This is a genomic window from Rhodococcus indonesiensis (genome assembly GCF_047782815.1).
Classification (GTDB): Bacteria; Actinomycetota; Actinomycetes; order Mycobacteriales; family Mycobacteriaceae; genus Rhodococcus; species Rhodococcus indonesiensis.
On record NZ_CP180630.1, the window covers coordinates 3,674,236 to 3,699,317 of the forward strand.

General features: G+C 70.8%; 24 protein-coding genes. 4 read left to right on the forward strand and 20 right to left on the reverse strand.

Going from position 1 to position 25,082, the window contains the following annotated elements; translation table 11 throughout:
• Positions 1 to 101: 101 nt before the first annotated feature.
• A complete protein-coding gene (locus tag ACM26Y_RS17015) occupies positions 102 to 1,241 on the reverse strand; it encodes a GuaB3 family IMP dehydrogenase-related protein (RefSeq protein WP_003938026.1) in 1,140 nt (379 codons plus the stop codon).
• 71 nt (positions 1,242 to 1,312) lie between these two features.
• Positions 1,313 to 2,836 carry an IMP dehydrogenase gene (guaB, locus tag ACM26Y_RS17020; RefSeq protein ID WP_040783396.1) on the reverse strand — a complete coding sequence of 508 codons (1,524 nt, stop codon included), beginning with the start codon at positions 2,834 to 2,836 and terminating at the stop codon, positions 1,313 to 1,315.
• Between the two features lie 276 nt (positions 2,837 to 3,112).
• Between guaB and ACM26Y_RS17025 the strand changes: the two genes are divergently transcribed.
• Positions 3,113 to 3,523, forward strand: coding sequence for a DUF5319 domain-containing protein (locus tag ACM26Y_RS17025; RefSeq protein ID WP_003938028.1), 411 nt, complete (start codon positions 3,113 to 3,115; stop codon positions 3,521 to 3,523).
• A 67-nt stretch (positions 3,524 to 3,590) separates the two neighbouring features.
• Here ACM26Y_RS17025 and ACM26Y_RS17030 read toward each other — a convergent pair whose 3' ends face one another.
• The 3 genes from ACM26Y_RS17030 to ACM26Y_RS17040 form a co-directional block, all read right to left on the reverse strand.
• Entirely contained in the window at positions 3,591 to 4,643 is a 1,053-nt protein-coding gene (locus ACM26Y_RS17030) for an anti-sigma-D factor RsdA (protein ID WP_289379275.1), read from the reverse strand.
• The gene (locus ACM26Y_RS17035; RefSeq protein WP_040783363.1) at positions 4,636 to 5,214 is read right to left on the reverse strand and encodes a sigma-70 family RNA polymerase sigma factor; all 579 of its coding nucleotides are present in this window, start codon (positions 5,212 to 5,214) and stop codon (positions 4,636 to 4,638) included. The genes ACM26Y_RS17030 and ACM26Y_RS17035 overlap by 8 nt, the downstream gene beginning before the upstream one ends.
• 121 nt (positions 5,215 to 5,335) lie before the next feature.
• The gene (locus ACM26Y_RS17040; protein WP_416061435.1) at positions 5,336 to 6,178 is read right to left on the reverse strand and encodes a hypothetical protein; all 843 of its coding nucleotides are present in this window, start codon (positions 6,176 to 6,178) and stop codon (positions 5,336 to 5,338) included.
• 504 nt (positions 6,179 to 6,682) lie between these two features.
• Between ACM26Y_RS17040 and ACM26Y_RS17045 the strand changes: the two genes are divergently transcribed.
• Positions 6,683 to 6,976 (forward strand): WhiB family transcriptional regulator, encoded by a 294-nt coding sequence (locus tag ACM26Y_RS17045; protein WP_003938032.1) that lies wholly within the window; start codon positions 6,683 to 6,685, stop codon positions 6,974 to 6,976.
• Positions 6,977 to 7,063: 87 nt separating this feature from the next.
• Here ACM26Y_RS17045 and groL read toward each other — a convergent pair whose 3' ends face one another.
• The gene (groL, locus tag ACM26Y_RS17050) at positions 7,064 to 8,680 is read right to left on the reverse strand and encodes a chaperonin GroEL (RefSeq protein WP_289379279.1); all 1,617 of its coding nucleotides are present in this window, start codon (positions 8,678 to 8,680) and stop codon (positions 7,064 to 7,066) included.
• An 86-nt stretch (positions 8,681 to 8,766) separates the two neighbouring features.
• A complete protein-coding gene (gene groES / locus ACM26Y_RS17055) occupies positions 8,767 to 9,069 on the reverse strand; it encodes a co-chaperone GroES (protein WP_003938034.1) in 303 nt (100 codons plus the stop codon).
• Positions 9,070 to 9,765: 696 nt separating this feature from the next.
• On the opposite strand from groES, the gene ACM26Y_RS17060 reads away from it, so the two are divergent.
• Positions 9,766 to 11,286, forward strand: coding sequence for an Hsp70 family protein (locus ACM26Y_RS17060; protein WP_416061436.1), 1,521 nt, complete (start codon positions 9,766 to 9,768; stop codon positions 11,284 to 11,286).
• Positions 11,287 to 11,315: 29 nt separating this feature from the next.
• On the opposite strand, the gene tsaD is transcribed toward ACM26Y_RS17060, so the two are convergent.
• The 8 genes from tsaD to glmS are packed head-to-tail and all read right to left on the reverse strand — an operon-like array spanning position 11,316 to position 19,713.
• Positions 11,316 to 12,356 (reverse strand): tRNA (adenosine(37)-N6)-threonylcarbamoyltransferase complex transferase subunit TsaD, encoded by a 1,041-nt coding sequence (tsaD, locus tag ACM26Y_RS17065; RefSeq protein WP_054374434.1) that lies wholly within the window; start codon positions 12,354 to 12,356, stop codon positions 11,316 to 11,318.
• Positions 12,353 to 12,847 carry a ribosomal protein S18-alanine N-acetyltransferase gene (gene rimI / locus ACM26Y_RS17070; RefSeq protein WP_003938037.1) on the reverse strand — a complete coding sequence of 165 codons (495 nt, stop codon included), beginning with the start codon at positions 12,845 to 12,847 and terminating at the stop codon, positions 12,353 to 12,355. Before rimI ends, tsaD begins: the two co-directional genes overlap by 4 nt.
• On the reverse strand, positions 12,844 to 13,572 hold the full coding sequence (gene tsaB / locus ACM26Y_RS17075; protein WP_003938038.1) for a tRNA (adenosine(37)-N6)-threonylcarbamoyltransferase complex dimerization subunit type 1 TsaB: 729 nt from the start codon (positions 13,570 to 13,572) through the stop codon (positions 12,844 to 12,846). Before tsaB ends, rimI begins: the two co-directional genes overlap by 4 nt.
• Positions 13,573 to 13,602: 30 nt before the next feature.
• Entirely contained in the window at positions 13,603 to 14,088 is a 486-nt protein-coding gene (gene tsaE / locus ACM26Y_RS17080) for a tRNA (adenosine(37)-N6)-threonylcarbamoyltransferase complex ATPase subunit type 1 TsaE (RefSeq protein ID WP_054374431.1), read from the reverse strand.
• Positions 14,081 to 15,139, reverse strand: a complete 1,059-nt coding sequence (locus tag ACM26Y_RS17085) for an alpha/beta fold hydrolase (RefSeq protein ID WP_416061437.1) — start codon at positions 15,137 to 15,139, stop codon at positions 14,081 to 14,083. The genes tsaE and ACM26Y_RS17085 overlap by 8 nt, the downstream gene beginning before the upstream one ends.
• The gene (gene alr / locus ACM26Y_RS17090; protein ID WP_416061438.1) at positions 15,136 to 16,320 is read right to left on the reverse strand and encodes an alanine racemase; all 1,185 of its coding nucleotides are present in this window, start codon (positions 16,318 to 16,320) and stop codon (positions 15,136 to 15,138) included. The genes ACM26Y_RS17085 and alr overlap by 4 nt, the downstream gene beginning before the upstream one ends.
• A 58-nt stretch (positions 16,321 to 16,378) precedes the next feature.
• Positions 16,379 to 17,827, reverse strand: a complete 1,449-nt coding sequence (locus ACM26Y_RS17095) for an NAD(P)H-hydrate dehydratase (protein ID WP_416061439.1) — start codon at positions 17,825 to 17,827, stop codon at positions 16,379 to 16,381.
• A 20-nt stretch (positions 17,828 to 17,847) separates the two neighbouring features.
• A complete protein-coding gene (glmS, locus tag ACM26Y_RS17100; protein WP_003938043.1) occupies positions 17,848 to 19,713 on the reverse strand; it encodes a glutamine--fructose-6-phosphate transaminase (isomerizing) in 1,866 nt (621 codons plus the stop codon).
• A 98-nt stretch (positions 19,714 to 19,811) separates the two neighbouring features.
• Between glmS and ACM26Y_RS17105 the strand changes: the two genes are divergently transcribed.
• On the forward strand, positions 19,812 to 20,657 hold the full coding sequence (locus ACM26Y_RS17105) for a dienelactone hydrolase family protein (RefSeq protein ID WP_289379288.1): 846 nt from the start codon (positions 19,812 to 19,814) through the stop codon (positions 20,655 to 20,657).
• A 139-nt stretch (positions 20,658 to 20,796) separates the two neighbouring features.
• Here ACM26Y_RS17105 and ACM26Y_RS17110 read toward each other — a convergent pair whose 3' ends face one another.
• From ACM26Y_RS17110 to rplM, 5 genes are all read right to left on the reverse strand, one after another.
• On the reverse strand, positions 20,797 to 22,113 hold the full coding sequence (locus ACM26Y_RS17110; RefSeq protein ID WP_416061440.1) for a hypothetical protein: 1,317 nt from the start codon (positions 22,111 to 22,113) through the stop codon (positions 20,797 to 20,799).
• Entirely contained in the window at positions 22,047 to 22,373 is a 327-nt protein-coding gene (locus tag ACM26Y_RS17115; protein WP_416061441.1) for a hypothetical protein, read from the reverse strand. The genes ACM26Y_RS17110 and ACM26Y_RS17115 overlap by 67 nt, the downstream gene beginning before the upstream one ends.
• A gap of 74 nt (positions 22,374 to 22,447) precedes the next feature.
• Positions 22,448 to 23,785 carry a phosphoglucosamine mutase gene (gene glmM / locus ACM26Y_RS17120; RefSeq protein ID WP_003938047.1) on the reverse strand — a complete coding sequence of 446 codons (1,338 nt, stop codon included), beginning with the start codon at positions 23,783 to 23,785 and terminating at the stop codon, positions 22,448 to 22,450.
• Positions 23,786 to 23,947: 162 nt separating this feature from the next.
• Positions 23,948 to 24,454, reverse strand: a complete 507-nt coding sequence (gene rpsI / locus ACM26Y_RS17125) for a 30S ribosomal protein S9 (protein ID WP_003938048.1) — start codon at positions 24,452 to 24,454, stop codon at positions 23,948 to 23,950.
• On the reverse strand, positions 24,451 to 24,894 hold the full coding sequence (gene rplM / locus ACM26Y_RS17130; protein WP_003938049.1) for a 50S ribosomal protein L13: 444 nt from the start codon (positions 24,892 to 24,894) through the stop codon (positions 24,451 to 24,453). The genes rpsI and rplM overlap by 4 nt, the downstream gene beginning before the upstream one ends.
• Between the last annotated feature and the right edge of the window lie 188 nt (positions 24,895 to 25,082).

Below are 25,082 nucleotides of genomic sequence, written 5' to 3' on the forward strand. Positions count from 1 at the left end.
CGCAGGTGAGGCCCGGAAACGGCTGTGGCCGAATGTCACATGGCTTCGATCGAATCGACGCGATGTGACATTCGGCCACAGCGGGAAAGGCGCAGGGGCGGTCAGGCGCGGACGGTCAGGCCGACCTTCTGGAACTCCTTGAGATCCGAGTAGCCCGACTTCGCCATCGCACGACGCAGACCGCCGACCAGGTTCAGCGAGCCGAACGGGTCGTCGGACGGACCGGTGAGCACGCGGTCCAGACTCGGGCGCTCGTCGTAGGCGACCTGCAGCAGCGCGCCGCGCGGCACGGACGGATGCGCGCTCGCCGACGGCCAGTACCAACCACGGCCCGGGGCCTCGGCCGAGACCGCGAGAGGGGCGCCGAGCACGGCGGCGTCGGCGCCGCAGGCGATGGCCTTGGCCAGGTCGCCCGAGGTCTCGATGTCGCCGTCGGCGATGACGTGGACGTACCGGCCACCGGTTTCGTCCAGGTAGTCGCGACGGGCGGCGGCAGCGTCGGCGATCGCCGTCGCCATGGGCACACCGATGCCCAGCACTTCGCTGGTGGTGGTGGCGCCCGCTGTCGAGCCGTAGCCGACGACGACGCCCGCCGCGCCGGTACGCATCAGGTGCAGCGCGGTGCGGTGATCGCTCACACCACCTGCGACGACCGGCACGTCCAATTCGGAGATGAACGTCTTGAGGTTCAACGGCTCGCTCGCACCGTGCGCCACGTGCTCCGCGGAGATGATGGTCCCGTGGACAACCAGCAGGTCGAGGCCTGCCTTCACCAGGTGCGGAGTCAGTGCCCGCGCATTCTGCGGGCTGACCCGGACGGCCGTGGTCACACCGGCGTCGCGTACCTGCGCGATCGCGGCGGCCAGCAGGTCGGGCTGCAGCGGGGCCGCGTGGAGCTTCTGCAGGTGGGCGATCGCCGCTGCCGGGTCCGGGTCGGATTCGGCGATGCCGACGAGGCGTTCGATCTCGGCATCGACATCGGCGTGCCGGCCCCACAGTCCCTCACCGTTGATGACGCCGAGGCCGCCGGCCTTGCCCAGTTGCACCGCGAAGGACGGCGAGACCAGCGCATCGGTGGGATGGGCGAGCAGCGGGATGTCGAATCGGTACGCGTCGAGCTGCCAGGCCGTCGACACCTCCTTCGAGGAGCGCGTCCGGCGGGACGGCACGATGTTGATGTCGTCCAGCTCGTAGGTGCGTCGGGCGGTTCGCCCCATGCCGATTTCAACCAGGTCGCGCACGCGCGTCCCTTTCTTCTCAGGTAGATGCCCCCACCGGACACTCCGGCGGGGGCCGATCGCGGACTCTTGCTCTACCGAACCACGTAGTTCGGTGCCTCGGCCGTGATCGTGATGTCGTGGGGATGGCTCTCCTTCAGACCCGCCGCCGTGATCTGCACGAACTGGGCCTCCTGCAGCTGTTCGATGGTGGCGGCACCGGCGTAGCCCATCGCTGCCCGCAGGCCACCGATCAGCTGGTGCGTGACCTGCTGCAGCGGACCGCGGAACGGCACGCGACCTTCGATGCCCTCGGGCACCAGCTTGTCCTCGGAGAGCACGTCGTCCTGGAAGTAGCGGTCCTTCGAGTACGACTTGCCCGCGCCCCGGCTCTGCATCGCACCGAGCGAACCCATGCCGCGGTAGCTCTTGAACTGCTTGCCGTTGACCAGGATCAACTCACCCGGCGACTCGGCCGTGCCGGCCAGCAGGGAGCCGAGCATGGCCGTGGAGGCGCCGGCAGCGAGCGCCTTGGCGACGTCGCCGGAGAACTGCAGGCCGCCGTCGGCGATGACCGGCACGCCCGCGGGCTTGGCGACGGCGACGGCCTCGAGGATGGCGGTGATCTGCGGCGCGCCGACGCCCGCGATGACGCGGGTGGTGCAGATGGAGCCGGGACCCACGCCGACCTTCACGGCGTCCACGCCGGCCTCGATGAGCGCTGCGGCGCCCGCCCGGGTCGCGACGTTGCCTCCGATGATCTGGACCCGATCGCCGACCTCGGTCTTGAGCTTGGCGATCATCCCGAGGACACCCGCGGAGTGACCGTGGGCGCTGTCGACCACGAGCACGTCCACCCCGGCGTCGGCCAGGGTCATGGCCCGGGTCCACGCGTCGTCGCCCACGCCGACGGCGGCACCGACGAGCAGGCGGCCGTCGCGGTCCTTGGTGGCGTCGGGGTGCTGCTCGGTCTTGACGAAGTCCTTGACGGTGATCAGTCCGGTCAGGCGACCCTGCCCGTCGACGATCGGCAGCTTCTCGATCTTGTGACGGCGCAGCAACCCGAGGGCGGCTTCGGCGGTCACACCCTCCTGCGCGGTCACCAGCGGCGCCTTGGTCATGACCTCCGCGACCGGGCGGTTCTGGTCGACCTCGAACCGCATGTCCCGGTTGGTGATGATGCCGACGAGCTGACCCTCGTCGTCGGTGACGGGCAGCCCCGAGATGCGGAAGCGCGCACACATGGCGTCGACCTCGGCCAGGGTGGCGGTCGGCTTGCAGGTGACCGGGTCGGTGACCATGCCCGCCTCGGACCGCTTCACGGTCTCGACCTGCGCGGCCTGCGCCTCGGCGGACAGATTGCGGTGCAGGACGCCCATGCCACCGGCGCGGGCCATCGCGATGGCCATGCGCGACTCGGTGACGGTGTCCATTGCGGAACTGACCAGCGGAACCCGGAGGCGGATGTCCCGGGTCAGCTGGCTCGACGTGTCCACCTGGCTCGGGATGACGTCCGACGCGGCCGGAAGCAGCAGCACGTCGTCGAAGGTCAGACCCAGCATGGCGACCTTGTCGGGGTCGTCACCGCCGGTATGCACGTGCCCTCCGGTACTCCTCATGCGGTTCGGACCCTCCATGACGCGTCGATACGGTGCGGGCGGGTGGGCCCCGGCCCGGCATCGGTGATTACGGAACACAATGTCGTGAAAGACAATGGTGCGAGCGGTGCACACCGTTCCCCGGACACTCCGAACAACGATGCCCTGCTCATGAACTATCGTATCGGTTCACCGGGACCGGCACACACGCGCATCCGCACGCGTACACGAAGCTGCGCGGGAAGTCCACGGTGTGACGGCTGGCGCGGACCCCGTCGGACTGCGTACCGTGGAGTCGTGCGTGATCAGTTGCCTCCCGGTCTGCCACCGGACCCATTCGCTGGAGATCCCGACGATCCGTCCGCCGCACTGGACGCCATCGAGCCGGGTCAGCCGCTCGACCCTGCCGAGCGGCTGGCCGTCGAGGAGGATCTCGCCGACCTCGCGGTGTACGAAGCGCTGCTGTCGCCCCGCGGCGTCCGCGGCCTGGTGGTGTGCTGCGAGGACTGTCATCAGGATCACTACCACGACTGGGACATGCTGCGGGCGAACCTGCTGCAGCTGCTCGTCGACGGTACGGTCCGGCCCCACGAGCCGGCCTACGATCCCTCACCCGACGCCTATGTGACATGGGACTACTGCCGCGGCTACGCGGATGCGTCGATGAACGAGGCACTGCCGGTCGACCCGTACGGCCTCGACTCCTAGAAGAAGCCACCGCACCACGGGAAGGGCCCGCCGGGACGTTCGTCCCGGCGGGCCCTTCCCGTTGCGTCTACTCCGAAGGTGCGGGCACCACGGTGATCGTCTGGCTGATCGACTGCTGCTCGAGCGAAGTGGAGGGTGTCGGCGCCGACGCCGACGGGGTCGTGGTCGGCGCAGCAGTCGGCACGGTGGTGGGCTCCGGTGTCACCGGTGCGCTCGTCGGTTCGGTGGACGGGAGCGGCGGCGGCGTCGTGACCGGGGACGGTGACGGACTGGGTGCCGGCTGCGACGACGGCGGCACCAGATCGACGCCGGGTGCATCGCTGGAGGTCGCCGGAGGCACCGTTCCCGTACCGGGCGTCGTGCCGGCGATGGTGGGGTCCACGGTCGACGGGGTCGTCGGAGTGGTCGGCGCCGGCGCGGGAATCACCTGGGTCGATTGGACCGGCGGCGCGGGCAGCACAGGCGGGGGCGGGGGCGGAAGAAGCTTGCTCAACTCGGTGGTGAGCCGCTGCACCCAGTCACCGAGCTGGTCGCGCTGGCCGGCGTCGGTGATCGACCCGGACCGCTGCTGTGCCGATTGGATCAGTTCCTGCGCGCCTTCCGTGTCGCCGACGGCGAGCCGCTGCTCGGCCTCCTGCAGCGTGGAGGCGGTGTCGATCCGGGCGATCGTCGACTCGGCCTGCTCACTGAAGACGACCTGCTTGACACTCCACAGCGGGTCGCCGGGTTCTGCCTGGTAGGACACGGCGGTTGCCCCACCGACGGCGATGGCGATCAGGGCGGCGGCACCGGCGATGGGCCGGATCAGGCGGAGCTGGGTGCGGGAGCGGGAGCGGCGCTCGGCGAGTGCGTCGCGGGCACCGATCTCCCGGTTGACCGCAGCGACGATCTCGTCGAGATCCGGTTCGGGAGGAAGCGGATCGGCCAGGATCTCGGCACGCCAGCCCGCAAGAAGGGTGGCCAGCTCGTATTCCTCGGTCGTCTCGGTGGGCACCGGTCCGTCGCCGGAGATCGCGTCGATGAGGGCGTCGTCACGGCGCACTGCCGCAATGTCCACGGGGGTGCCGTCGTCGGCGAGATCGGCGAAGAAATCGTCATCCGCGCCGTGCTTCCTACCCATTTCTCTCACCTGCTCTCGTCACTTCCTTCTTCAGTCGGGCGATGGCACGGTGCTGCGCCACCCGAATGGCCCCTGCCGTACTTCCCACCGCTGCTGCTGTTTCTTCGGCGGACAGACCCACCACGAGCCGCAGGACCAAGATCTCCCGCTGCTTCTCCGGAAGCGTGCCCAGCAGCTGCTTCATCTGCCGGCTCGTCTCCGCGTTGAGTGCCTGCTCCTCCGGACTGTCGTCCAGCGACATCGACTCGGGTACCTCTGCGACCGGATCCGCCCGGTTGCGGGCGGCGCTGCGGTGCGCGTCGGCGACCTTGTGTGCCGCGATCCCGTACACGAATGCCATGAAGGGGCGTCCCTGGTCCTGATACCGCGGCAACGCCGTCATCACGGCCAGGCACACCTCCTGCGCTACGTCGTCCGCGGAGAGCTGGCCACGCTCCGCGGCTCCGACCCGAGCCCGGCAGTACCGGACGACCAAGGGCCGGATAATTCTCAGAACCTGAGCGAGAGCTGTCCGATCTCCCTGCGCAGCCGCAGCGACAGCGGAGTCCAACTCCTCACCCATAACAGTCATCGATTGCGCAAGTCCTGGCGTTACAAAGTGACACGACCCCCCGGCCGGGTGTGCTTCCACACGCAGTGGAACATTCCCAGACTAGCGACACGATCGGACGGAACGGACGCACGGATGGCTTCTAGGCCCGGATCGTTGCGAATCTCCCACCGCGCCGGGCGACGAGTGCCGCCGACTCGTCGCGCACGCGCCGAGCCGCGTCGCCGCCCCCGAGCCCGTCCCACAGCATCGCGGCCGCCCAGCGCAGCGGGACAAGACCCAGCGCCGTACTGCGATCGAGTACGTCGAGGCACAGGTCACGAGCGGGTGCGAGATCGGACTCCCCCGTCCACGAGGCGGCCCGCAGCAGATCGGACTTGACCAGGTGCCGGACCGAGCCGCTGCGTTCGGCCTCCGTCGCGGCAGCAGCCGAACGCCGGCGGGCCGTGGCGAAGTCCCCGGAAGCGAGCGCAGTCTCCGCGCAGACCCAGTGCAGTCGCACCCGCTGCCGCCGGAGCACCGTGCCGTGCACGCCCTCGGCTTCGTCGAGAGCGGCGGCGCACCGGTCCAGCAGCCGGACGGCCAGCCGGATCCGGCCGCATCCGAGTGCATCCGCCGCCAGACCCGTGAGGGCGTCACACCGAGCCTCGGCGGTCCGCGAGGAATACGGCGGGGCGTCGGCGAGCACCGCGGCCGCCCGACCGTCGAGGACGGCGGCCTCGCGGTGCCGGCCGAGCTGACGCAGCAGCGACGCTTCGGTGCTCGCCGCCAGGGACAGGAGCGCTCCGTCCGCACCCGTGGCGCGGTGGAGCCGGGTCAGCTCCGCGCGGGCGGCGGCGTAGCGACCCTGACCGCCCAGGGCGACGGCCCGGTGCCACGACGCGACGGGATCCCCGCCGAGAGGGAGCGGGAACAGGTCCGGCCTGGCACCGAAGGCCGCCGATGCGAGCGTGGACGTGTCGGACGGCGGAGCTGTGACGGGCACGAGCCCATGATCGCACCACCTTCTCCTCCGCCCGCCGGGGAGGCAGAGTGCATTCCGAGAAATATGCACCGAAGGCGCATCAATTACTTCCGTGCTTCAGCCGGTTGAACATCCGGTTTACGTTTTGTTAATTACAGACAAGGTGTAGGTAAGTAAAGACGTGCGGACCGGAGCCATTTTCGGTTCACACAAGCCGGACGGATGCCCTTCCGCGCTCAGCACAGGGTCTATAGTCCCTGTTCGGGGCCGTTCCGGTCACCGGAGGCCGGTACGCACGAGCGAGGCGCACACCTTCAGGACACAATCACGAATCTGCCACGAAGTAAATATTTCGGCGGTTAATTCTCGCAGATCGGGATATGCAAATTGCCACTCCGCGAAAGTGTTGACTCCATTTCCTCGCCACCTTTACGGTTACGGAGCCTGAACAACTGCTTTGGGAGGAAAGACCTTCCGCCCACGGTCCGCTCGCCCCTCGGGCGAGCACGCTGCAAAGGAGTACCCATGCCTGCACCCCACCACTTGCCCGGACCGAACGCGGACGTCTGGGATTGGCAGATGCACGGACTGTGTCGTGGGGTGGACTCCTCGATGTTCTTCCACCCGGACGGTGAGCGCGGCCGGGCCAGAGCGCAGCGCGAGAGCCGGGCCAAGGAGATGTGCCGGCAGTGCCCGGTACTCGCGCAGTGCCGGGAGCACGCCTTGGCGGTGTCCGAGCCGTACGGCATCTGGGGCGGCATGTCCGAGACCGAACGGGAAATGTACGCGCGGCACCGACGACGGCGGATCGCTGTCTGACCGGGCCGCCGGACGACCTCACGAGAAGACGAAGCCCCGCACGGATTGTTCCGTGCGGGGCTTCGTGGTTCCCGGGTGCCCGGCTCGCTAGTGAGCGTGACCGTGGCCGTGGCCGGCCTCGGGCTCTTCCTCCGGCTTGTCCACGACGGCACTCTCGGTGGTCAGCACCATCCGCGCCACCGAGGACGCGTTGACGACCGCGGACCGGGTCACCTTGACCGGATCCACGACACCGTCGGCGAGCAGGTCACCGTAGGTGAGAGTGGCCGCGTTGAAGCCGGATCCGGCAGGGGCCTCGGACACCTTGTTCACCACGACCGACCCGTCGAGACCGGCGTTGCCGGCGATCCAGTACAGCGGGGCCGTGAGAGCGGCGCGCAGCACGGCGACACCGGTGGCCTCGTCACCCGAGAGAGAGTTCTCGAGCGCGTCCAGCTCACGGGCGGCCTGCACGAGCGCCGAACCGCCACCGGGCACGATGCCCTCCTCGACCGCGGCCTTGGCCGCATTGACGGCGTCCTCGACACGGAACTTGCGCTCCTTGAGGTCCGTCTCGGTCGCTGCGCCCACCTTGATCACCGCGACACCACCGGAGAGCTTGGCGAGCCGCTCCTCGAGCTTCTCCCGGTCCCAGTCGGAATCGGTGGCCTCGATCTCGCGACGCAGCTGTGCGACGCGGTTCTCGATGTCCTCCTGCGTACCGGCACCGTCCACGATCGTGGTGTTGTCCTTGGTGACCACCACCCGGCGGGCCGAACCGAGCAGGTCGAGACCGGCATCCTTCAGGGTCAACCCGATGTCGGAGTTGATGACGGTGCCGGCGGTGACGACGGCGAGGTCGTCGAGGAACGCCTTGCGGCGGTCACCGAAGAACGGCGCCTTGACCGCGACGGCCTTGAGGGTCTTGCGGATGGAGTTGACCACGAGGGTGGAGAGCACCTCGCCCTCGACGTCCTCCGCGATGATCAGAACCGGCTTGCCGTTCTCGGCGATCTTCTCGAGCAGCGGCAGGAAATCGGGCAGGGAGCCGATCTTGTCGCGGTAGAGGAGGATGACGGCATCCTCGAGGACCGCCTGCTGTGCGTCGATGTCGGTGATGAAGTACGGCGACAGGAAGCCCTTGTCGAACTGGACGCCCTCGGTGACGACGAGCTCGGTCTGCAGCGTCGAGGATTCCTCGACGGTGACGACGCCGTCCTTGCCGACGGTGCTCAGGGCCTCGCCGACCATGGCGCCGATCTCCTCGTCGCGCGAGGAGACGGTGGCGACCTGGGCGATCGCCTCCTTGCCCTGGACGGGGGTGGCGGCGGCGAGGAGCGCCTCCGACACCTTCTCGGCGGCCCGGCCGATGCCGTTGCCGAGTGCGATGGGGTTGGCGCCGGCCGCGACGTTCTTCAGGCCGGCCTTGATGATGGCCTGGGCGAGCACGGTGGCGGTGGTGGTGCCGTCACCGGCGACGTCGTTGGTCTTGGTGGCCACGCTCTTGACCAGCTGGGCGCCGAGGTTCTCGAACGGGTCCTCCAGCTCGATCTCCCGGGCGATGCTGACACCGTCGTTGGTGACGGTCGGGCCGCCGAACGCCTTGGCGAGCACCACGTGCCGCCCACGCGGGCCGAGGGTGACCTTGACGGCGTCGGCGAGCTGATCGACGCCACGCTCGAGTGCCCGCCGCGCGGTCTCGTTGAACTCGATTTGCTTGGACATGTTCTCCGACTACTCCTGGAACGAAGGATCCGGAACGGATTCCGCCCCGGGTCCGAGGCGGAACTCCGGGGCGGAATGCGTGCGGCTTACTTGGCGACGACGGCCAGCACGTCGCGAGCCGACAGGATCAGGTACTCCTGGCCGGCGTACTTGATCTCGGTTCCGCCGTACTTGCTGTAGATGACGACGTCGCCTTCCTTGACATCGAGGGGGATGCGCTTCTCACCCTCGTCGTCCCAGCGGCCGGGGCCGACGGCGACGACGGTGCCCTCCTGGGGCTTCTCCTTCGCCGTGTCCGGGATGACCAGGCCGGAGGCAGTCGTCGTCTCGGCCTCGTTGGCCTGGACGAGGATCTTGTCCTCGAGCGGCTTGATGTTCACGCTCGCCACGATGAGCCCTCCACTTTCAGGGGTTCGATGGTCCGAGGCCTCTGATGGTCCTCGGACAGGGTTTGTTCAGTCACCACGGTGACTCCGCGCGCAGTCCCGTCGTCGCGGGTGCCGGAACACGCTCGGCGTCGACTAGCACTCTATACACGCGAGTGCCAGCGCTCAAGGGCAGTGGGTGCTGAATGCGCTCGTGTCGCCTCGGACGCACCACGACCGTGACCACCGCGCCTCCACCAGGGGCGACCTCCGGTCGAGCGCACCCCGTCCGGAGGCTCCGGACCCACCGCCGGCCGTCGCCCCGCACAGACCCAGCGCGCCTGCAACCGTGGAGACCGAACTGTGACCATTCGTACCCCGGTCGGGTCCCGGTCGCTCCCCCTCTCCGGAAAACGCTCGTTCGGCGCCCGCGCCTACGACGCTCCGCTCGCGCCACCCTCGGAGAGAACGGCTCCGAGCTGGGACGACAGCGGTGGCACGAACGGGCAACCCTCGCCCGGAGCCGACGTCGAGAGCGCCCGGCGGAACAGGCACGCCGCCCTGCGACGGTGCCGGACGGACCAGGATCGGCGCTTTTCGGCGAGCGCTCACACACCCCCGTCTGTTACGTTCGGATAACGGAGACCGAACGCGTGACCATTCGGTGACTTTGCGGCTCGACCGCGTCCCTGTCCGCCGGTCACGCACGGGAGGGGAACTATGCGCACGTCGCTGGGAATTTCCACCGGCGCTTCCGGAGTGGGCTCGGCCCTCGTCGTCGAGGGGCCGGGAGAGCACACCACCGAGTACCGATTTCTCGCCGCCGATCCCGAGGCAGCCGGCGACCTGGGCGACCTCGTCATCGATGCCCTCTCCCTCATGAGCACCCAGATCGACGGGCACGCCGTCCCCGACGCGGTGGCGGTGGCCTATCGAACCTCCGAACACGCAGAGGCGATCCGCTCCGCGTCGGTGCGCGACGGCCACATCGTCCACCTGGTACCGGAGACGACGGCCGTGCTCGCCTACCTGAACAGCACCGGTCTCGTCGACACCGCCGACACCCTCGCCGTCGCCGACCTGGGTGCATCGGGATTCACAGTCTCCGTTGTCGACCGACGTTCCGGATCGATGCTGCGCTCGGCCCGGACCGAGGACGTCGGGGGCGGAGCCGTCCGCGCCCGCGTCTACGACCACGTGCGCCGCCGGATCGGCCGCGCCCGTGGCCGCATCCCGATCGACCCCGCCCTACTGACGGTGCGCTGCCAGGGCGCACTCGAGGCCCTCGGAGAAGCGTCCACCACCAGGATCGAACTCGGCGACGCCGGCCCGGCGGTGCCCCTGACCCGCACGGAACTCGACGAGATGGTGTCCGACCTCAGCGACACCGCGGCGACATTCACCCGGCGGGTCTGCGACACCGAGCCGCGGCCGCAGATGCTCGCGCTCGTCGGCGGCGCAGCGGCGATGCCGGCTCTCGCCGGCGCTGTGACGTCGGCCTTCGCCGGTCCCGTCGCGGTGGTGCCGGAACCGGCCACGGCAGCGGCCCACGGCGCCGCGCTGCTCGCCGCGTCGTCACGACTGTCCGCCTATCCGTCGGTAGGTGCCTCGGCTCCGACGCCGGGCACCCCCGGCGGCAAGGTCTCGGGTGCCCTCGCCGGGGCGCTGGTCATCGGTGCGCTCGTAGCCGGCTATGCGACCGACCACGTCGCGTCCGACGACACCGCCGTGTCCCCCGCGGGGACCAGCGGCCAGGCCACGACCCAGCCGGCGGCAGCCGTCCCCGACACCGGACACACGCAGATCCCCTCCGAGGATCCCCACGCCGCCGTCACCACGACAGCTCCCGACGACGGCTACCCACGCACGGACACGCCGGTGCCCTATCCGACGCCCACCGTGCCGCAGCCCTCGACGAGCACGCCGGCGACGACCACGCCGTCCAGCACACCGGAATCGACGACGAACGAGCGGCCCGAGTCGCCTGCGGACGTCCCCGGCACCGACCGGCCGTGGCAGTTGCCGGGAACCTTCCCGAGCCTGCCGCTGCCGACCGTCCCGCTGCCGACGCTGCCCGGCACGACGCCGTCGGAGAGCACCACACCGAGCTCGACGCCGTCCGCGCCGACGTCCGAGTTCGCACCGCCCGAGACGACGACCGAGGCCTCCTCGACCGCGGCCCCGGAGGAGGAGGCGCCGAGCACGTCACCGCCGCTCACCGAACCCGCACCGGCCGGCTGATCGCACCCGCCGATCCCCGCAGGATCGGGTCAGACGGGTACCTGGGCGATCTCGACCGGCAGGCCGGGATCGGTGCCGACGGTGAGCGCGGAGGGCTGGGCGCCCCCGGCGATCAGATGCGCTCCCAACGCGGCGATCATCACCCCGTTGTCGGTGCACAAACGCGGCCGCGGCACCCGCAGCGTGATCCCGGCGGCGGCGCAGCGCTCCTCGGCGAGCTCACGCAAACGGGAATTGGCAGTGGCTCCGCCCCCGAGGACCAGCGTGTCCACGCCCATGTCCTGCGCAGCCCGCACCGCCTTCATCGTCAGCACGTCGGCGACCGCCTCCTGGAAACCGGCCGCGACGTCCTCGAGCGGGACCGGTTCGCCGGACCGCTCGCGCGCCTCGACGAACCGCGCCACTGCCGTCTTGAGCCCGGAGAAGGAGAAGTCGTGCCGGGCGTCGCGCGGCCCCGTCATCCCCCGCGGGAACACCACCGCGGTGCGGTCACCGTTCCGTGCGGCCCGATCCAGCGCCGGTCCGCCCGGAAAACCCAGTCCGAGCAGCCGGGCGACCTTGTCGAACGCCTCCCCGGCTGCATCGTCGACCGTGGTGCCGAGCTCGACGATCGGCTTGCGGCCGAGATCCTCGACGTGGAGCAGGTGGGTGTGCCCGCCGGAGACCAGCAGCGCCACGCACGGCGGCATCGGTCCGTGTTCGATCGTGTCCACAGCGACGTGCCCACCGAGGTGGTTGATCGCGTAGAACGGCACGTCCCATGCCGCCGCATACGCCTTGGCCGCGGCGACACCGACGAGCAGTGCGCCGGCGAGACCGGGCCCGATCGTCACGCACACGGCGTCGGGTTCGACGACCCCGGCGGCGGAGAGCGCCCGTCGCATGGTCGGGACGATCGCCTCGAGGTGCGCGCGGGACGCGATCTCCGGGACGACGCCACCGAAGCGGGCGTGTTCGTCGACGCTGGAGGCCACCTCGTCGGCGAGCAGTTCGAGCGTGCCGTCACCGACCCACCGGACGATGCCGACGCCTGTCTCGTCGCAGGAGCTCTCGATCCCCATCACGATCACGACTGTGACTCCTTCCGCCGGTCCGGCCGGCACATGGTGTACGCGTCGGCCCCGCTCGGCTGGTAGTAGCGCTTCCTCGTCCCGACGATCTCGAAACCCTCCCGGCGGTACAGCGCGATCGCTGCGTCGTTGTCGGTGCGGACTTCCAGGAACACGGGACCGCCCCAGACGTCGGCCATCCGCAACAGCTCGGCGAGCAGCGCGCCACCGACGCCGCGGCGCCGCTGTCGTGGGTCCACCCCGATGGTATGGACCTCCGACTCCGGATGAACCGCGGTACCGAGTCGGGCGAGACCGGCGTAGCCGATGAGCCGGCCTTCGTCGTCGCGGGCGGCGACGTAGTGGTTCTGCGGTGCCGCCAGCTCGGCGCGGAACGCGTCGGCGCTCCACGGGTCGTCGCCGGGAAACAGGATCCGTTCCAGCTCGGCGCACCGGGCGACGTCGGACGGTTGCAGCGCGTCGACGAGGGGACGAGGGTCGTGGGTGGTCATTTCTTCTTCCGGTCCGCCGTCTCCACCGCGTCCGGACGGCGCAGGTACAGGGGCACCAGGGGCTCGGGCTCCACCCCGGCGAGCAGGTCCGCGGCGGCAACCGCGACCAGCCCTGCCGGGGACGGTGTGGCCACCGGATGCGCGGGCAGCTCGAACAGGCCGACGTGGGGGCGGGATCCCGCGATCCGCTGCGACGGCTCCGCCTTCAGATCCGCCGGCCTGCACACCCCCGGACCCTCGATGCGGGCGCCGCCGGAATACCGCGCCCAGTACACCTCGCGGCGACGGGCATCGGTGACGACGAGCAGATCGCCGGCACCGTCGCCGCAGTCGACCGAACCGGAACCGTCGCCGCAGGCGACCGAACCGGCACCGTCCGCGCCGCGGACGTCGGCCGCGATCGCGTCGAGACTGCACACACCGTGCACCGGCACGCCGAGGGCGTCGCCGAAGGCCGCGGCGGTCGCCATGCCCACACGCAGCCCGGTGAACGGTCCCGGCCCGACCCCGACGACGACGGCGTCGAGGTCGGCCGGCGTGTGGCCGGTGGACGACAGACACTCGAGGATCTGCGGGGTCAGCACCTCGGCATGGGCGCGTGGATTGTCCGTGACCCGCACGGCCAACGTCTCGATACCGGCGGTCCCTGGTTCACCGCGATCGTCCACACGGACGAGACCTGCGGTGACGGCGGGGGTGGCGGTATCCACGGCGAGAACGAGCACGAGTATCCAGAGTACCGCCGGGCGCGGCGGTCACCCCACCCAGGACCAGGTGGCGGTGCGCACGTCCGAGTCCGGTTCGCGGCGCAGCCGCACCCGCAGGTGCCGTTCGGTGAGCGTCTCGACCAGTCCCTCACCCCATTCCACGACGACCACGGCGGCGGTCAGGTCGGTGTCGAGGTCGAGAGCGTCGAGTTCGTCGAGGGCGTTCGGTCCGTCCCCGAGGCGGTAGGCGTCGACGTGGATCATTCCGACGGGTTCGCCCTGGGTGCGATCGCCGGGACGATGTTCGCGGGCGATGACGAAGGTGGGCGAGGTGACCCGGCCCTGCACCCCGAGGCCTGCGGCGATGCCACGGGTCAGGGCGGTCTTCCCGGCGCCGAGCGGCCCGTCCAGGACCACGAGATCGCCGGCGTGCAGTTGTTCCGCCAGGCGTCGGCCCAGTGCCTCGGTGTCCTCGACCGTGGGCAGCTCGGCGCTGTGCTCGGTGTGCGTGCCGGCGGCGAGATCGTCACCCAATTGCGGCGCGCCTCCTGCCCGCGTCGTGAGCGAACCCGCGTTGGATCAGCCGGTCGAGCGCACCGACGACGACCTCGGGGAACTCGAGCTGCACCAGGTGTCCGGCGCCGCGGACCCGCTTGAGCTCGACGTCCGGGAGGGCCGCCGCGAGTTCCTCGGAGCCGGAGAACGGGATGATCATGTCGGCGTCCCCGCACAGCACGAGGGCGGGTACCTGTCCCAGCACCGGCAGTGCCGCGGATTCGTCGTGCAGTTCGAGGGTGCGCAGGAAGTTCACGATGGTCAGCACCGAGGTTTCCGCCAGCATCCGGTCGGAGAATTCGACGAGCTTCGGGCTGACCACCGTCCCGTAGGACGCGGCACGCAGGATCGGCGCGATGATCGCCTTGGCGGCACCGCGGGCGTACTGCACGAAGCCCGGCGCGGTACGGGCCAGGTGCCGGAATCCGTCGATCACCGGGTTCTCGAGGTTACGGCCGATGCCGGTCTTGGTCAGACCGGCCGCGGTGGTGGCGAGCAATCCGACTCCGACGATGCGTTCGTCGAACAGCTCCGGACGCTGCGCGGCCAGGGCGATGGTCGTCATTCCGCCCATCGAGTGCCCGACCACGATCACCGGGCCGGTGGGGGCGACCGTGTCGACGACCGTGCCCAGGTCGCGGCCGAGTTGGGCAATGGTGCAGGACTTCGACTTCGGCGCGGTGGATTCCCCGTGGCCGCGCTGATCGTAGAACACCATCCGCACGTCCTTGCCCCAGCGCTCCTGCAGGTGGCGCATCTGCAGGTGCCAGGACTGCATGCGCAGGCAGTACCCGTGCACGAACACGATCGTCAGCGGCGCCAGCGCCGAGCCGACCTCTCGCACGGCGAGTTCGACGCCGTCCTCGGTGCGGACGGTGCGCTTGGGCAGCGCGAGCATCGCGTCGAAGTCTTCTTCGCCGTAGATCTCGTGCGCGGGCAGACCCGCGGTGCGCACCGCGTACAACCCCGCGTTCGAGCCGAGCGTGGCCAGGCTCGCACCCAACAGTCCCAGACTGCCCAACAGCGTCATCGCCGCTCGCCTCCTCCGCCACCGACGTAGGTGCGGACGGTGCGCCCGCCGACGCCGGTGACCACCTCGTAGTTGATGGTGTCCAGCAGCTCTGCCCACACCTGTGCGACAGGCTCGCCGTGACGACCGTCACCGAAGAAGAACGCGGTATCGCCTTCTTTTACTCCGTCCCCGTCCGGTCCGAGATCGACCACGACCTGGTCCATGCACACGCGGCCGAGCTGAGGGCGGCGACGTCCGCCGAGCTGCACCTCGAAGCGGCCGCTGAGATTGCGCCGGATTCCGTCGGCGTATCCCATCGGCAACAGGGCCACGGTGGTGTCGGTGGGCGCCACCCAGCGATGCCCGTACGACACTCCGGACCCTGCACGCACCTTCTTCACCAGCGCCACCCTCGTTCGTAACGTCATCGCGGGACGGAACCCGAAGTCCCCGATCTCGGGGATCGGGGACAACCCGTACATCGCTATACCCGGTCTGACCATGTCGAAACGCAGGTCAGGGCGGGTGACAGTCGCTGCCGAGTTCGACAGGTGCACCACCTCGGGGCTCATTCCGTGGCGGCTCAGATCGGCGACGGCCTCGCGCAACCGGTCCCGCTGGCAGTCGATCTCGGGGTGACCGAGTTCGTCGGCGTGGGCCAGATGGGAAAAGGCGCCGCGCAGCCGGATCGCGCCCTCGGCGTGGGCCCGGCCCAGGTCCTGCAGAAATGCCGGCCATTCGTCGCGTGCCACGCCGTTGCGGTTGAGCCCGGTGTCGATCTTCGCGGTGAGCACCGCGGTCACGCCCGTTTCCCGCGCGGCGGCGACGATCGACGCGAGATGCCGGGTCGACGAAACCCCCAGTTCGACGCCAGCGGTGATCGCGGGTGCGAAATCGGCGTCGACGGTGTGCAGCCACGACAACACGGGCACGTCGATCCCGGCGCGACGCAGTTCGAGTGCCTCGGTCAGGGTCGTCACCCCCAACTCGCGCGCCCCGGCGGCGACGGCGGCCCGCGCGACCGGGACCGCGCCGTGGTTGTATGCGTCGGCCTTGACGACGGCCATCACCGCCGCCTCCCCGGCGAACTCCTGCAGCCGCCGCACGTTCTCGGCCACGGCGTCGAGGTCGATCAGTGCCTCGGCCTGCGGCAGGTCGTGGTGGAGGTGGTTGCGGGGTCGGGGTTCGGCCGTGGTCATGGGTCCCGATCCTGCCACTGCGGGCGAAGTGGCCCGCAGCACGGTCGACGGTGTCGGGTCACGATTCGGCCATGCTCCGCAGACGGCGTACCGCCGCGGGCACCCGGTCGAGGATCGCACTCGCCGACGTCGGCGCCCCGGCAGCGTCGGCGCCCCCGCGCGCGGCCGTGTCCGCGGCGACCGCATGGGCCCGCGCACCGGCTGCGCCGGCGAGGTCCGGGGCCATACCGGCGGACATCAGTGCCCCGATCATCCCGGACAGGACATCGCCCGCCCCGGCGGTGGCCGCCCACGACCCGCCGGCCTCGTTGACGAACACGTGCCCGTCCGGGTTCGCGATCAGCGTCGAGCGGCCCTTGAGCAGCACGTGCACTCCCCAGTCGGCCGCCAGCGCTCGCACCGCCGTCACCCGGTCCGGCTCCGGGCGACGGCCGGTCAGGCGCGCGAACTCCCCGGCATGCGGCGTCAACAGCGTCGGGGCGTCTCGGCCGCGGACCAGTTCCGGCTGCCGGGACAGCAGCGTCAGCCCGTCGGCATCGATAAGGACGGGCAGATCCGTCGCCAGCACCTCGCGCAGCGTGTCGGCCGCCTGGTGATCGGTGCCGCCGCCGGGCCCGAACACCCACGCCTGCACGCGACCCGCCTCGGCGAACGACGGCGCGGCCACCACCTCGGGGAACCGGGCCAGCACGACGGGCGCAGCACTGCCGGCGTAGCGGACCATGCCGGACGTCGCGGCCACCGCACCGCCCGCGCAGAGCACGCCGGCGCCCGGGAACCGGGCGCTCCCGGCGACGATGCCCACGACGCCCTGGCTGTACTTGTCGTCGTCGGCGCCGGGCACCGGCCAGATCGCGCCGATCTCGGCCGGCTCGGCCGCCACCAGGTGCGACTGGGGCAGCTCGAGACCGATGTCGACGAGCTCGACCCGCCCACAGCGGGCCGGCGCGAGGACGTGGACCGGCTTGTACGCACCGAACGTGACGGTTACCGCCGCGGTGACAGCCGGTCCGTCCACGGCACCGGTGTCCGGGTCCACGCCGCTCGGGGTGTCCACCGCGACGATCGGCGCGACGATCTGCTCGACGACCGCCGCGGCCGCCGGGCGCAGCGGGCCCCGGCCCGAGATGCCGACGATTCCGTCGAGCACGAGATCCGGGTCACCGATCCGCCCCGGATCGGCCGGTACGAGGCGTCCACCGGCAGCACGCAGCGCCGCGGCTCCCGCTCGATGGGCCCGCTCCGGGTCGAGGAGCAGCGCCGTGACCGCGACCCCGCGACGACGCAGGAACGCGCCCGCCCACAGGGCGTCGCCGCCGTTGTCGCCCGACCCGACGAGCAGGCTGACGCGCCGGCCGGCGACGGACCCGGTACGCGCACGCAGCTCCGTCGCCGCGACCCGGGCGAGCCCGAACGCGGCGCGACGCATCAACGTGCCCTCCGGCAGGGCTGCGAGCAGCGGCGCCTCCGCCGCCCGCACCTGCTCACACGGGTAGTAGCTGCGCATCGGGTCTCCCGCCGGGGTCGCTATTCCACCGTCACGGACTTGGCGAGGTTGCGGGGCTTGTCGACGTCGTAGCCGCGGGCCTGGGCGACCTCGGCGGCGAACACCTGCAACGGCACGGTCGACAGCAGCGGCTGCAGCAGCGTCGGCGCCGCCGGAATCTCGATGAGGTGGTCGGCGAACGGCCGCACCGCCTCGTCGCCCTCCTCGGCGATCACCACCGTCCGCGCGCCCCGAGCCTGGATCTCCCGGATGTTGCTCAGCAGCTTCGAGTGCAGCACCGCCCGCCCCTTCGGCGACGGCATCACTACGATCACCGGCAGCCCGTCCTCGATCAGCGCGATCGGACCGTGCTTGAGCTCGCCCGCGGCGAAGCCCTCGGCATGCATGTACGCCAGCTCCTTGAGCTTGAGCGCACCCTCGAGCGCCACCGGATACCCCACGTGCCGGCCCAGGAACAGCACCGTCGACGACGACGCCAGCTCCCGCGCCAGCCGCCGTACCGGCGCGACCGTCTCGAGCACCCGCCCGATCAGGTGCGGCATCGCCGCCAGATCGGCGTACTCGCGGGCCACCTCGTCCGGATACTTGGTGCCGCGGGCCTGCGCCAACGCCAACCCCACCAGGTAGTTCGCGGCGACCTGCGCCAGGAACGCCTTGGTCGAGGCCACCCCGATCTCCGGCCCGGCCCGGGTGTAGAGCACCGCGTCGGCCTCCCGGGGGATCTGCGCGCCGTTGGTGTTGCACACCGCCAGCACCCGCGCCTTCTGATCCTTCGCGTGCCGCACCGCCTCGAGGGTGTCGGCGGTCTCCCCGGACTGGGAGATCGCCACCACCAGCGTCGACCGGTCCAGCACCGGATCCCGGTACCGGAACTCGCTGGCCAGCTCCACCTCCACCGGCAACCGCGTCCAGTGCTCGATCGCGTACTTGGCCACCAGACCCGAGTGGTACGCGCTGCCGCAGGCGACGACGAACACCTTGTCCACATCGCGCAGCTCCTGATCCGACAGCCGCTGCTCGTCGAGCACGATGCGACCCTCGGCGAAGTGCCCGAGCAGGGTGTCGCCCACCGCGGCGGGCTGCTCCTCGATCTCCTTGAGCATGAAGTAGTCGTGGCCGCCCTTCTCCGCGGCCGCCAGATCCCAGTCGATCTCGAACGGCCGGGTCGCCACGTCGGTGTCCCCGTCGAAGTCCGACACCCGGTACCCGTCGGCGGTGATCACCACCACCTGGTCCTGCCCGAGCTCGACCGCGTGCCGGGTGTGCTCGATGAACGCCGCCACGTCCGAGGCCACGAACGTCTCCCCGTCCCCGACCCCGACCACCAACGGCGTCGACCGGCGCGCCGCGACGATCGTGCCCGGATGATCGGCATGGGTGAACACCAGCGTGAACGCCCCCTCGAGCCGGCGCAGCACCGACAGCGCACTGGCCTCGAAATCCCCCGCGGTCGGCCCCTCGGCATACGCCCGGGCCACCAGATGCACCGCCACCTCGGTGTCGGTGTCGCTGGCGAACTCCACCCCGGCCTTCTCGAGCTCGGCCCGCAGCGGCGCGAAGTTCTCGATGATGCCGTTGTGCACCACCGCCACCTTCCCCGACGCGTCCCGGTGCGGATGCGCGTTCCGGTCCGTCGGACGACCGTGCGTGGCCCACCGGGTATGACCCATACCGGTGGTTCCGGCGAAGTGCCCGGCCCCGATCTCGTCGAGTTCGGCCTCCAGGTTCGCCAGCCGACCGGCCTTCCGCTCCACGGCCAGACCACCCGCACCGTCCAGGACCGCCACCCCGGCCGAGTCGTAGCCCCGGTACTCCATCCGCCGCAGTGCCTCCACCACGACATCGAGAGCCGGGCGGTGCCCGACGTACCCCACGATTCCGCACATGGTTAGCAGGGTACTGGTCCACGACCCGCCGGTAACAACTCGTCCGTGTCCCCGACGGGTGGCACGCACGAAGCTGATCATCGGCTAACGTTCACGCCGTGGCGGCGAAACCGAAATCCCTGGCCCAGCGGCTCTCGAAGCGCGGACCGCACACGGTATTGCGCGGCAACCTCGCTCTCGCAGGTCAGCCGGGCACCGTCTACACCCCCGCCGAGGGATTCGGCCTACCCGCCGTCGCGTTCGGCCACGGCTGGATGACCGGCCTCGACAAGTACTCGAAGCTGTTCGAGCACCTGGCCTCGTGGGGCATCGTGGTCGCTGCTCCGAGCACCGAACGCGGACCGATCCCGTCGCACCTCGGGCTCGCCGCCGACCTCGGCACCACCCTCGACATCTGCGTGGGTGTGCGCCTGGGTACCGGCCGGATCAGTGTCCACCCCGATCGGCTCGGCCTCGTCGGCCACGGCATGGGGGCGGGAGCCGCGGTGCTTGCCGCGTCCCGACGCGAGGTGGCGGCCGTCGCGGCGCTCTACCCGGCTCCGACGTCGCCCCCGGCCTCGACCCTGGCCGCCCGGGTGCACGCTCCCGGTCTCGTGCTCGCCGCGGAGAAGGACCTCGGCTCGATGGGCAGCGACGCCGTCGCTGTCGCCCAGGCCTGGGGCGGCGAGGTGCTGATGCGGGCCGTGCACAAGGCCACCGACGACGGCATGATCGAGGGCCGGCGCCTGCTCGCCTTCCTCGGCGTCGGGGGCGCACAGCGGAACACCCAGAAGGTCACACGCGCGCTCCTCACCGGATACCTGCTGTACCGGCTCGCCGGTGACAAGACCTACGCGCCGTTCGCCGATCCCGAGGCGGAGCTTCCCGGCTCCGAGGTGCTCACCGAGCCCGACGCGATCGACCGCGAACTCGGCACTCAGATCAACCAGCTTCTCGGACGGTAGAACTGCTCCTCGCCGGACGGCTCCGGCGCGCGCATCGTCCCGGTCCCGAGCTCGAGGGGGTCCCGCACGCGCCGTAGGGCCTCGAGGTGGCAGGCGACCGCTTCCCGGTGCTCAGCGACGATGCGCTCGAACCGTCCGGTCACAGCGGTCCTGCCTCGGCCAGGACCACCCCGTCGCCGGTCTCCTGCTCGGGACCCGGGCCGGCGCGCTCGTCCTGGGCCGGCCCGGTCCGGCGGGCGGTGTCCGCCCGGGGCCCCGGTATCCCGGCCGGCGCAGGGGGCACTCCGCCACCCGGCGCATCCGCCCGCGGGGGCTCGGGCGGCGGCGGTGCCGCCGACGTGCCGGGTCCCGTTGCGCCCTGTCCCGCAGTGCCCTGTCCCGGGACGATGTGTCCCGGATCGTCGACGGGCAGGGGCGGGGCCGGTTCCGTGGCAGTAGTTCCGGGTACGGATGCCTGCGGGTCGGAAGCGTGCGACGGCGGCTGTGCGGGATCCGGCGGGACGGCCGCCTCGACGGCCTCGGACACCTCCCCCGCCACCGTCGCGGCCAGGCCGAGGACCGCGCCGGTGAGGTCGCCCACAGCGGTCACGAGCCGTAGGCCCGCCGCGACCAGGTCCGTGGCTGCGCCTCGTGGCGAGCACAGGTCGGTTTCCGGACCCACATCCCGCACAGCCGGATCCGGCGGCGTGAGTGCCGTGGCGAGTTCGGCGAACACCGCCCGCACCGCATGGTCGGTGTCGTCGCACAGTGCGAGGAAGGACTCGACACTCGTCTCCACGCCGGGTCGGTACACCTCGTCACGCCATCGTGCGCACCAGTGCACGACTGCGGCGCGGTCGGGATCCTGGCCCAGGGCCGGATCCCACGCGGCGAGCTGGGTTGCCGTCGGACCGTCCCTGTCCGCGGCTCCGGCCAGGATGACGTCGATCTCCTCGATGGTGCGCCCGCCGACGGTGGTGTCCGCGAATTCTGCGGCCGCCCGGGCCTTCTCCTCGACGACGGCGAGCACCGCGGCTGCAGCGTCGATCAGCGCACGGTGAGCAGCGCCCAGCCGTGCCTGCAGGTCCTCCCCCACCGTGACATGGCGGAGGAGCGCGTCGACCGCACCAGCCGCTCCCTCTCCTGTCCACGCCGTCTCCAGCGCATCGACACAGGAACGCTGCCGCGCGACCTCGGCATCCAGGCCGGTCTCGAGCCGGGCGAAGACGTCGGCATCCACGAGCAGGACGGCCGGGTCCGTGCCGCGCTGCTCGTCGTAGCGTTCCACCAGGTGCGAGTAGGGCGGCACACCGGAGGCGTACCGCTCGACGCGCGGAAGATGCTCGGCAAAGAAGCGCAACCCGACCCGTCCCCCGTCGAGCACCGGGTCGAGCCGGCGCTCGCCCCCGATCACCGGGATGCCGTCGGCGGCATGTCGACGCCCCGCAGGACGGAGTCGGTCTCCTGATCCAGCCATGCGTACTCCCCGGTCGCGCGCCGCAGCGCCGACGCACGCGCGGCCGTCGCCGCCGACCACTCCACCACCGCGCGATGGAGTCCGTCGTAGCACGCCTGCACCGCTTCGGCTTCGGACCGGTAGCGGTCGCCGACCGCGTCCGCACCGAAGCCGACAGCGCGGAACGCGTGCGCACGACGTTCCACGTCGCCGGCCGAGTCTGCCAGTCCGTCGGCGACCGACCGGATCAGCGCGCCGTCGAGTCCCATTCCGTCACGCACCGCGCCCCCTCCCTCGTCCCCCGAGGGATTGGACGCAGCGGGCGGCGGATCGGTTCCCCGTCGGTAGAAACGCCTCAGACGGCGGCGACCGCTCCCGCGAGGCGATCGGCGAGTGCGCGGGCCAGTGCGTCGTCGGCGGCCTCCACCATGACCCGCACCAGCTGTTCGGTGCCGGACGGCCGCAGCAGCACCCGCCCGGACTCACCCAGTTCCCGTTCCGCGGCGGCCACCGCGTCGGCGACGGCGGGCGCCTCGGCAACCGCGGTCTTGTCGGACACGGGCACATTCACCAGCACCTGCGGCAGCGTGCGCATGACCGCGGCCAGGTCCGCGAGGGACGACCCCGTCGCCACCATCCGCTCCATGAGACGCAGACCGGTCAGCACCCCGTCACCCGTGGTGCCCAGAGCCGGCAGCACGATGTGACCGGACTGTTCACCGCCGAGGCTGAAGGAGCCGCGCCGCAGTTCTTCGAGCACGTAGCGGTCGCCGACCCCGGCGGTGACGACGGTGATCCCGGCTTCGCGCATCGCCAGGTGCAGGCCCAGATTGCTCATCACGGTGGCGACGAGCGTGTCGTCGTGCAGTTCGCCGGCCTCCCGCATCCCGAGGGCGAGGATCGCCATGATCGCGTCGCCGTCGACGACGGCGCCGGTCGCATCGACCGCGAGGCACCGATCGGCATCGCCGTCGTGAGCGAGACCGATGTCGGCGCCGTGCTCGACGACGGCGGCCCGCAGACCGTCCAGGTGGGTCGAACCGCAACCGTCGTTGATGTCGAGCCCGTCCGGTTCCGCGTGCAGCGCGACGACGGTGGCCCCGGCCGCGGCGTACGCGGCCGGCCCGACGTGCGACGCCGCGCCGTTGGCGCAGTCCACCACCACCGTCAGTCCGGTCAGCGGCGTACGCACCGCCGATGCGAGGTGCGCGAGGTAGCGGTCGGCCGCGTCGGCGGCGGTGCGCACCCGGCCGACGCCCGCACCGGTGGGACGTGCGACGACGCCCTCACCGTGCAGCATCGCCTCGATGCGGTCCTCGACGGTGTCGTCGAGCTTGTGGCCGCCGGCCGCGAAGATCTTGATGCCGTTGTCCGGCATGGGGTTGTGCGACGCGGAGATCATCACCCCGAGGTCGGCGTCGTAGGCGCCGGTCAGGAACGCGACCGCCGGAGTGGGCAGCACCCCGACCGACAACACGTCGACGCCGGCCGCTGCGAGACCCGCGGTCACTGCGGCTTCGAGCATCTCCCCGCTCGCACGGGGGTCGCGGCCCACCACCGCGACGGGGCGCCGCCCCTCGGCACCGTTCGCCAGCACGGTCGCGGCCGCACCGGCGAGTCGCATCGCCAGTTCGACCGTGAGCTCGGCGTTCGCCAAGCCTCGCACGCCATCGGTACCGAACATCCGACCCATCGAGCAAAGTCCTCCACGTCGAGAAATGCGGTCTACGCCGCCTGCTGTCGCAAAAAGTACGTCAATGCACGAGAGCAGGCGTCCGGTAGCGAATTCTCTACCGGCGCCTGCTCTCGTGGTCGAACAGGTGCCGAGGCTGACGAGGTCAGCGTCGGCGGCACATCAGCGCTTGGAGTACTGCGGTGCCTTACGGGCCTTCTTCAGGCCGTACTTCTTGCGCTCGGTGGCACGCGGGTCACGCGTGAGGAAGCCGGCGCGCTTGAGCGCGGGACGGTCCTCGGCGGTGACCTCGATCAGCGCGCGGGCGATCGCCAGGCGCAGGGCGCCTGCCTGACCCGACGGGCCGCCGCCGTGCAGGCGGGCGTGCACGTCGAACTGCTCGGTGCGCTCGACCGTGACCAGCGGCGACTTGACGAGCTGCTGGTGCACCTTGTTCGGGAAGTAGTCCTCGATGGTACGGCCGTTGAGCACGAACTTGCCGGTGCCGGGCACGAGGCGGACGCGGACGACGGCCTCCTTGCGGCGGCCGACGGTCTGCACCGGGCGGTCGAACACGATCGGCGCAGGAGCGACAGCGGCCTCCTCGGCCACGTACTCGTCCGCGGCGACCTCGACGTTCTCCGTGTCGGTGTACTCGTCGCTGTAGTTCTCGTTCACGTTCTCGGTCACTGCGCCACCTGCTTGATTTCGAACGGCACCGGCTGCTGCGCGGTGTGCGGGTGGTTCGGGCCCGCGTAGACCTTCAGCTTCTTCGCGATCGCGCGACCGAGCTTGTTCTTCGGGAGCATGCCGGTGACGGCCTTCTCCACCAGACGGTCCGGGTTCTTCTCCAGAACCTCACCGACGGTGCGGGAGCGGAGGCCGCCCGGGTAGCCGGAGTGGTTGTACAGGAGCTTGTCCTGCTTCTTGTTGCCGGAGACGGCAACCTTGTCCGCGTTGATGATGACGACGAAGTCGCCACCGTCCACGTGGGGGGCAAAAGTGGGCTTGTGCTTGCCGCGGAGCAGGTTCGCCGCCTGCACCGCGAGGCGGCCGAGCACCACGTCGGTGGCGTCGATGACGTGCCACTGGCGGGTCACGTCGCCGGCCTTCGGTGTGTACGTAGACACAGATCTTCCTCGTCTATCGTTTCGCTGCTGGCCCGCGCGCCGTCGATGATCACCCTCGGCGGCCAGTTGGGACCCGAGAAGCGACGTTCGCCGCGCACGAAGCAACGACGACGTACGACACGCCAACGGGACACGATACCGGGGACGCGTCCGCCCGGTCAAAACAGCACTCGGCCCGGTCGAAACAG

Bases quoted from the DNA above. Each gene is read 5' to 3' on its own strand.
- guaB (WP_040783396.1), bottom strand. From the start codon at position 2,836: ATGAGGAGTACCGGAGGGCACGTGCATACCGGCGGTGACGACCCCGAC.
- ACM26Y_RS17030 (WP_289379275.1), bottom strand. From the start codon at position 4,643: ATGGGTAGGAAGCACGGCGCGGATGACGATTTCTTCGCCGATCTCGCC.
- ACM26Y_RS17035 (WP_040783363.1), bottom strand. From the start codon at position 5,214: ATGACTGTTATGGGTGAGGAGTTGGACTCCGCTGTCGCTGCGGCTGCG.
- ACM26Y_RS17045 (WP_003938032.1), top strand. From the start codon at position 6,683: ATGCCTGCACCCCACCACTTGCCCGGACCGAACGCGGACGTCTGGGAT.
- groL (WP_289379279.1), bottom strand. From the start codon at position 8,680: ATGTCCAAGCAAATCGAGTTCAACGAGACCGCGCGGCGGGCACTCGAG.
- ACM26Y_RS17060 (WP_416061436.1), top strand. From the start codon at position 9,766: ATGCGCACGTCGCTGGGAATTTCCACCGGCGCTTCCGGAGTGGGCTCG.
- rimI (WP_003938037.1), bottom strand. From the start codon at position 12,847: ATGACCACCCACGACCCTCGTCCCCTCGTCGACGCGCTGCAACCGTCC.
- ACM26Y_RS17085 (WP_416061437.1), bottom strand. From the start codon at position 15,139: ATGACGCTGTTGGGCAGTCTGGGACTGTTGGGTGCGAGCCTGGCCACG.
- alr (WP_416061438.1), bottom strand. From the start codon at position 16,320: ATGACCACGGCCGAACCCCGACCCCGCAACCACCTCCACCACGACCTG.
- ACM26Y_RS17095 (WP_416061439.1), bottom strand. From the start codon at position 17,827: ATGCGCAGCTACTACCCGTGTGAGCAGGTGCGGGCGGCGGAGGCGCCG.
- glmS (WP_003938043.1), bottom strand. From the start codon at position 19,713: ATGTGCGGAATCGTGGGGTACGTCGGGCACCGCCCGGCTCTCGATGTC.
- ACM26Y_RS17110 (WP_416061440.1), bottom strand. From the start codon at position 22,113: ATGGCTGGATCAGGAGACCGACTCCGTCCTGCGGGGCGTCGACATGCC.
- glmM (WP_003938047.1), bottom strand. From the start codon at position 23,785: ATGGGTCGGATGTTCGGTACCGATGGCGTGCGAGGCTTGGCGAACGCC.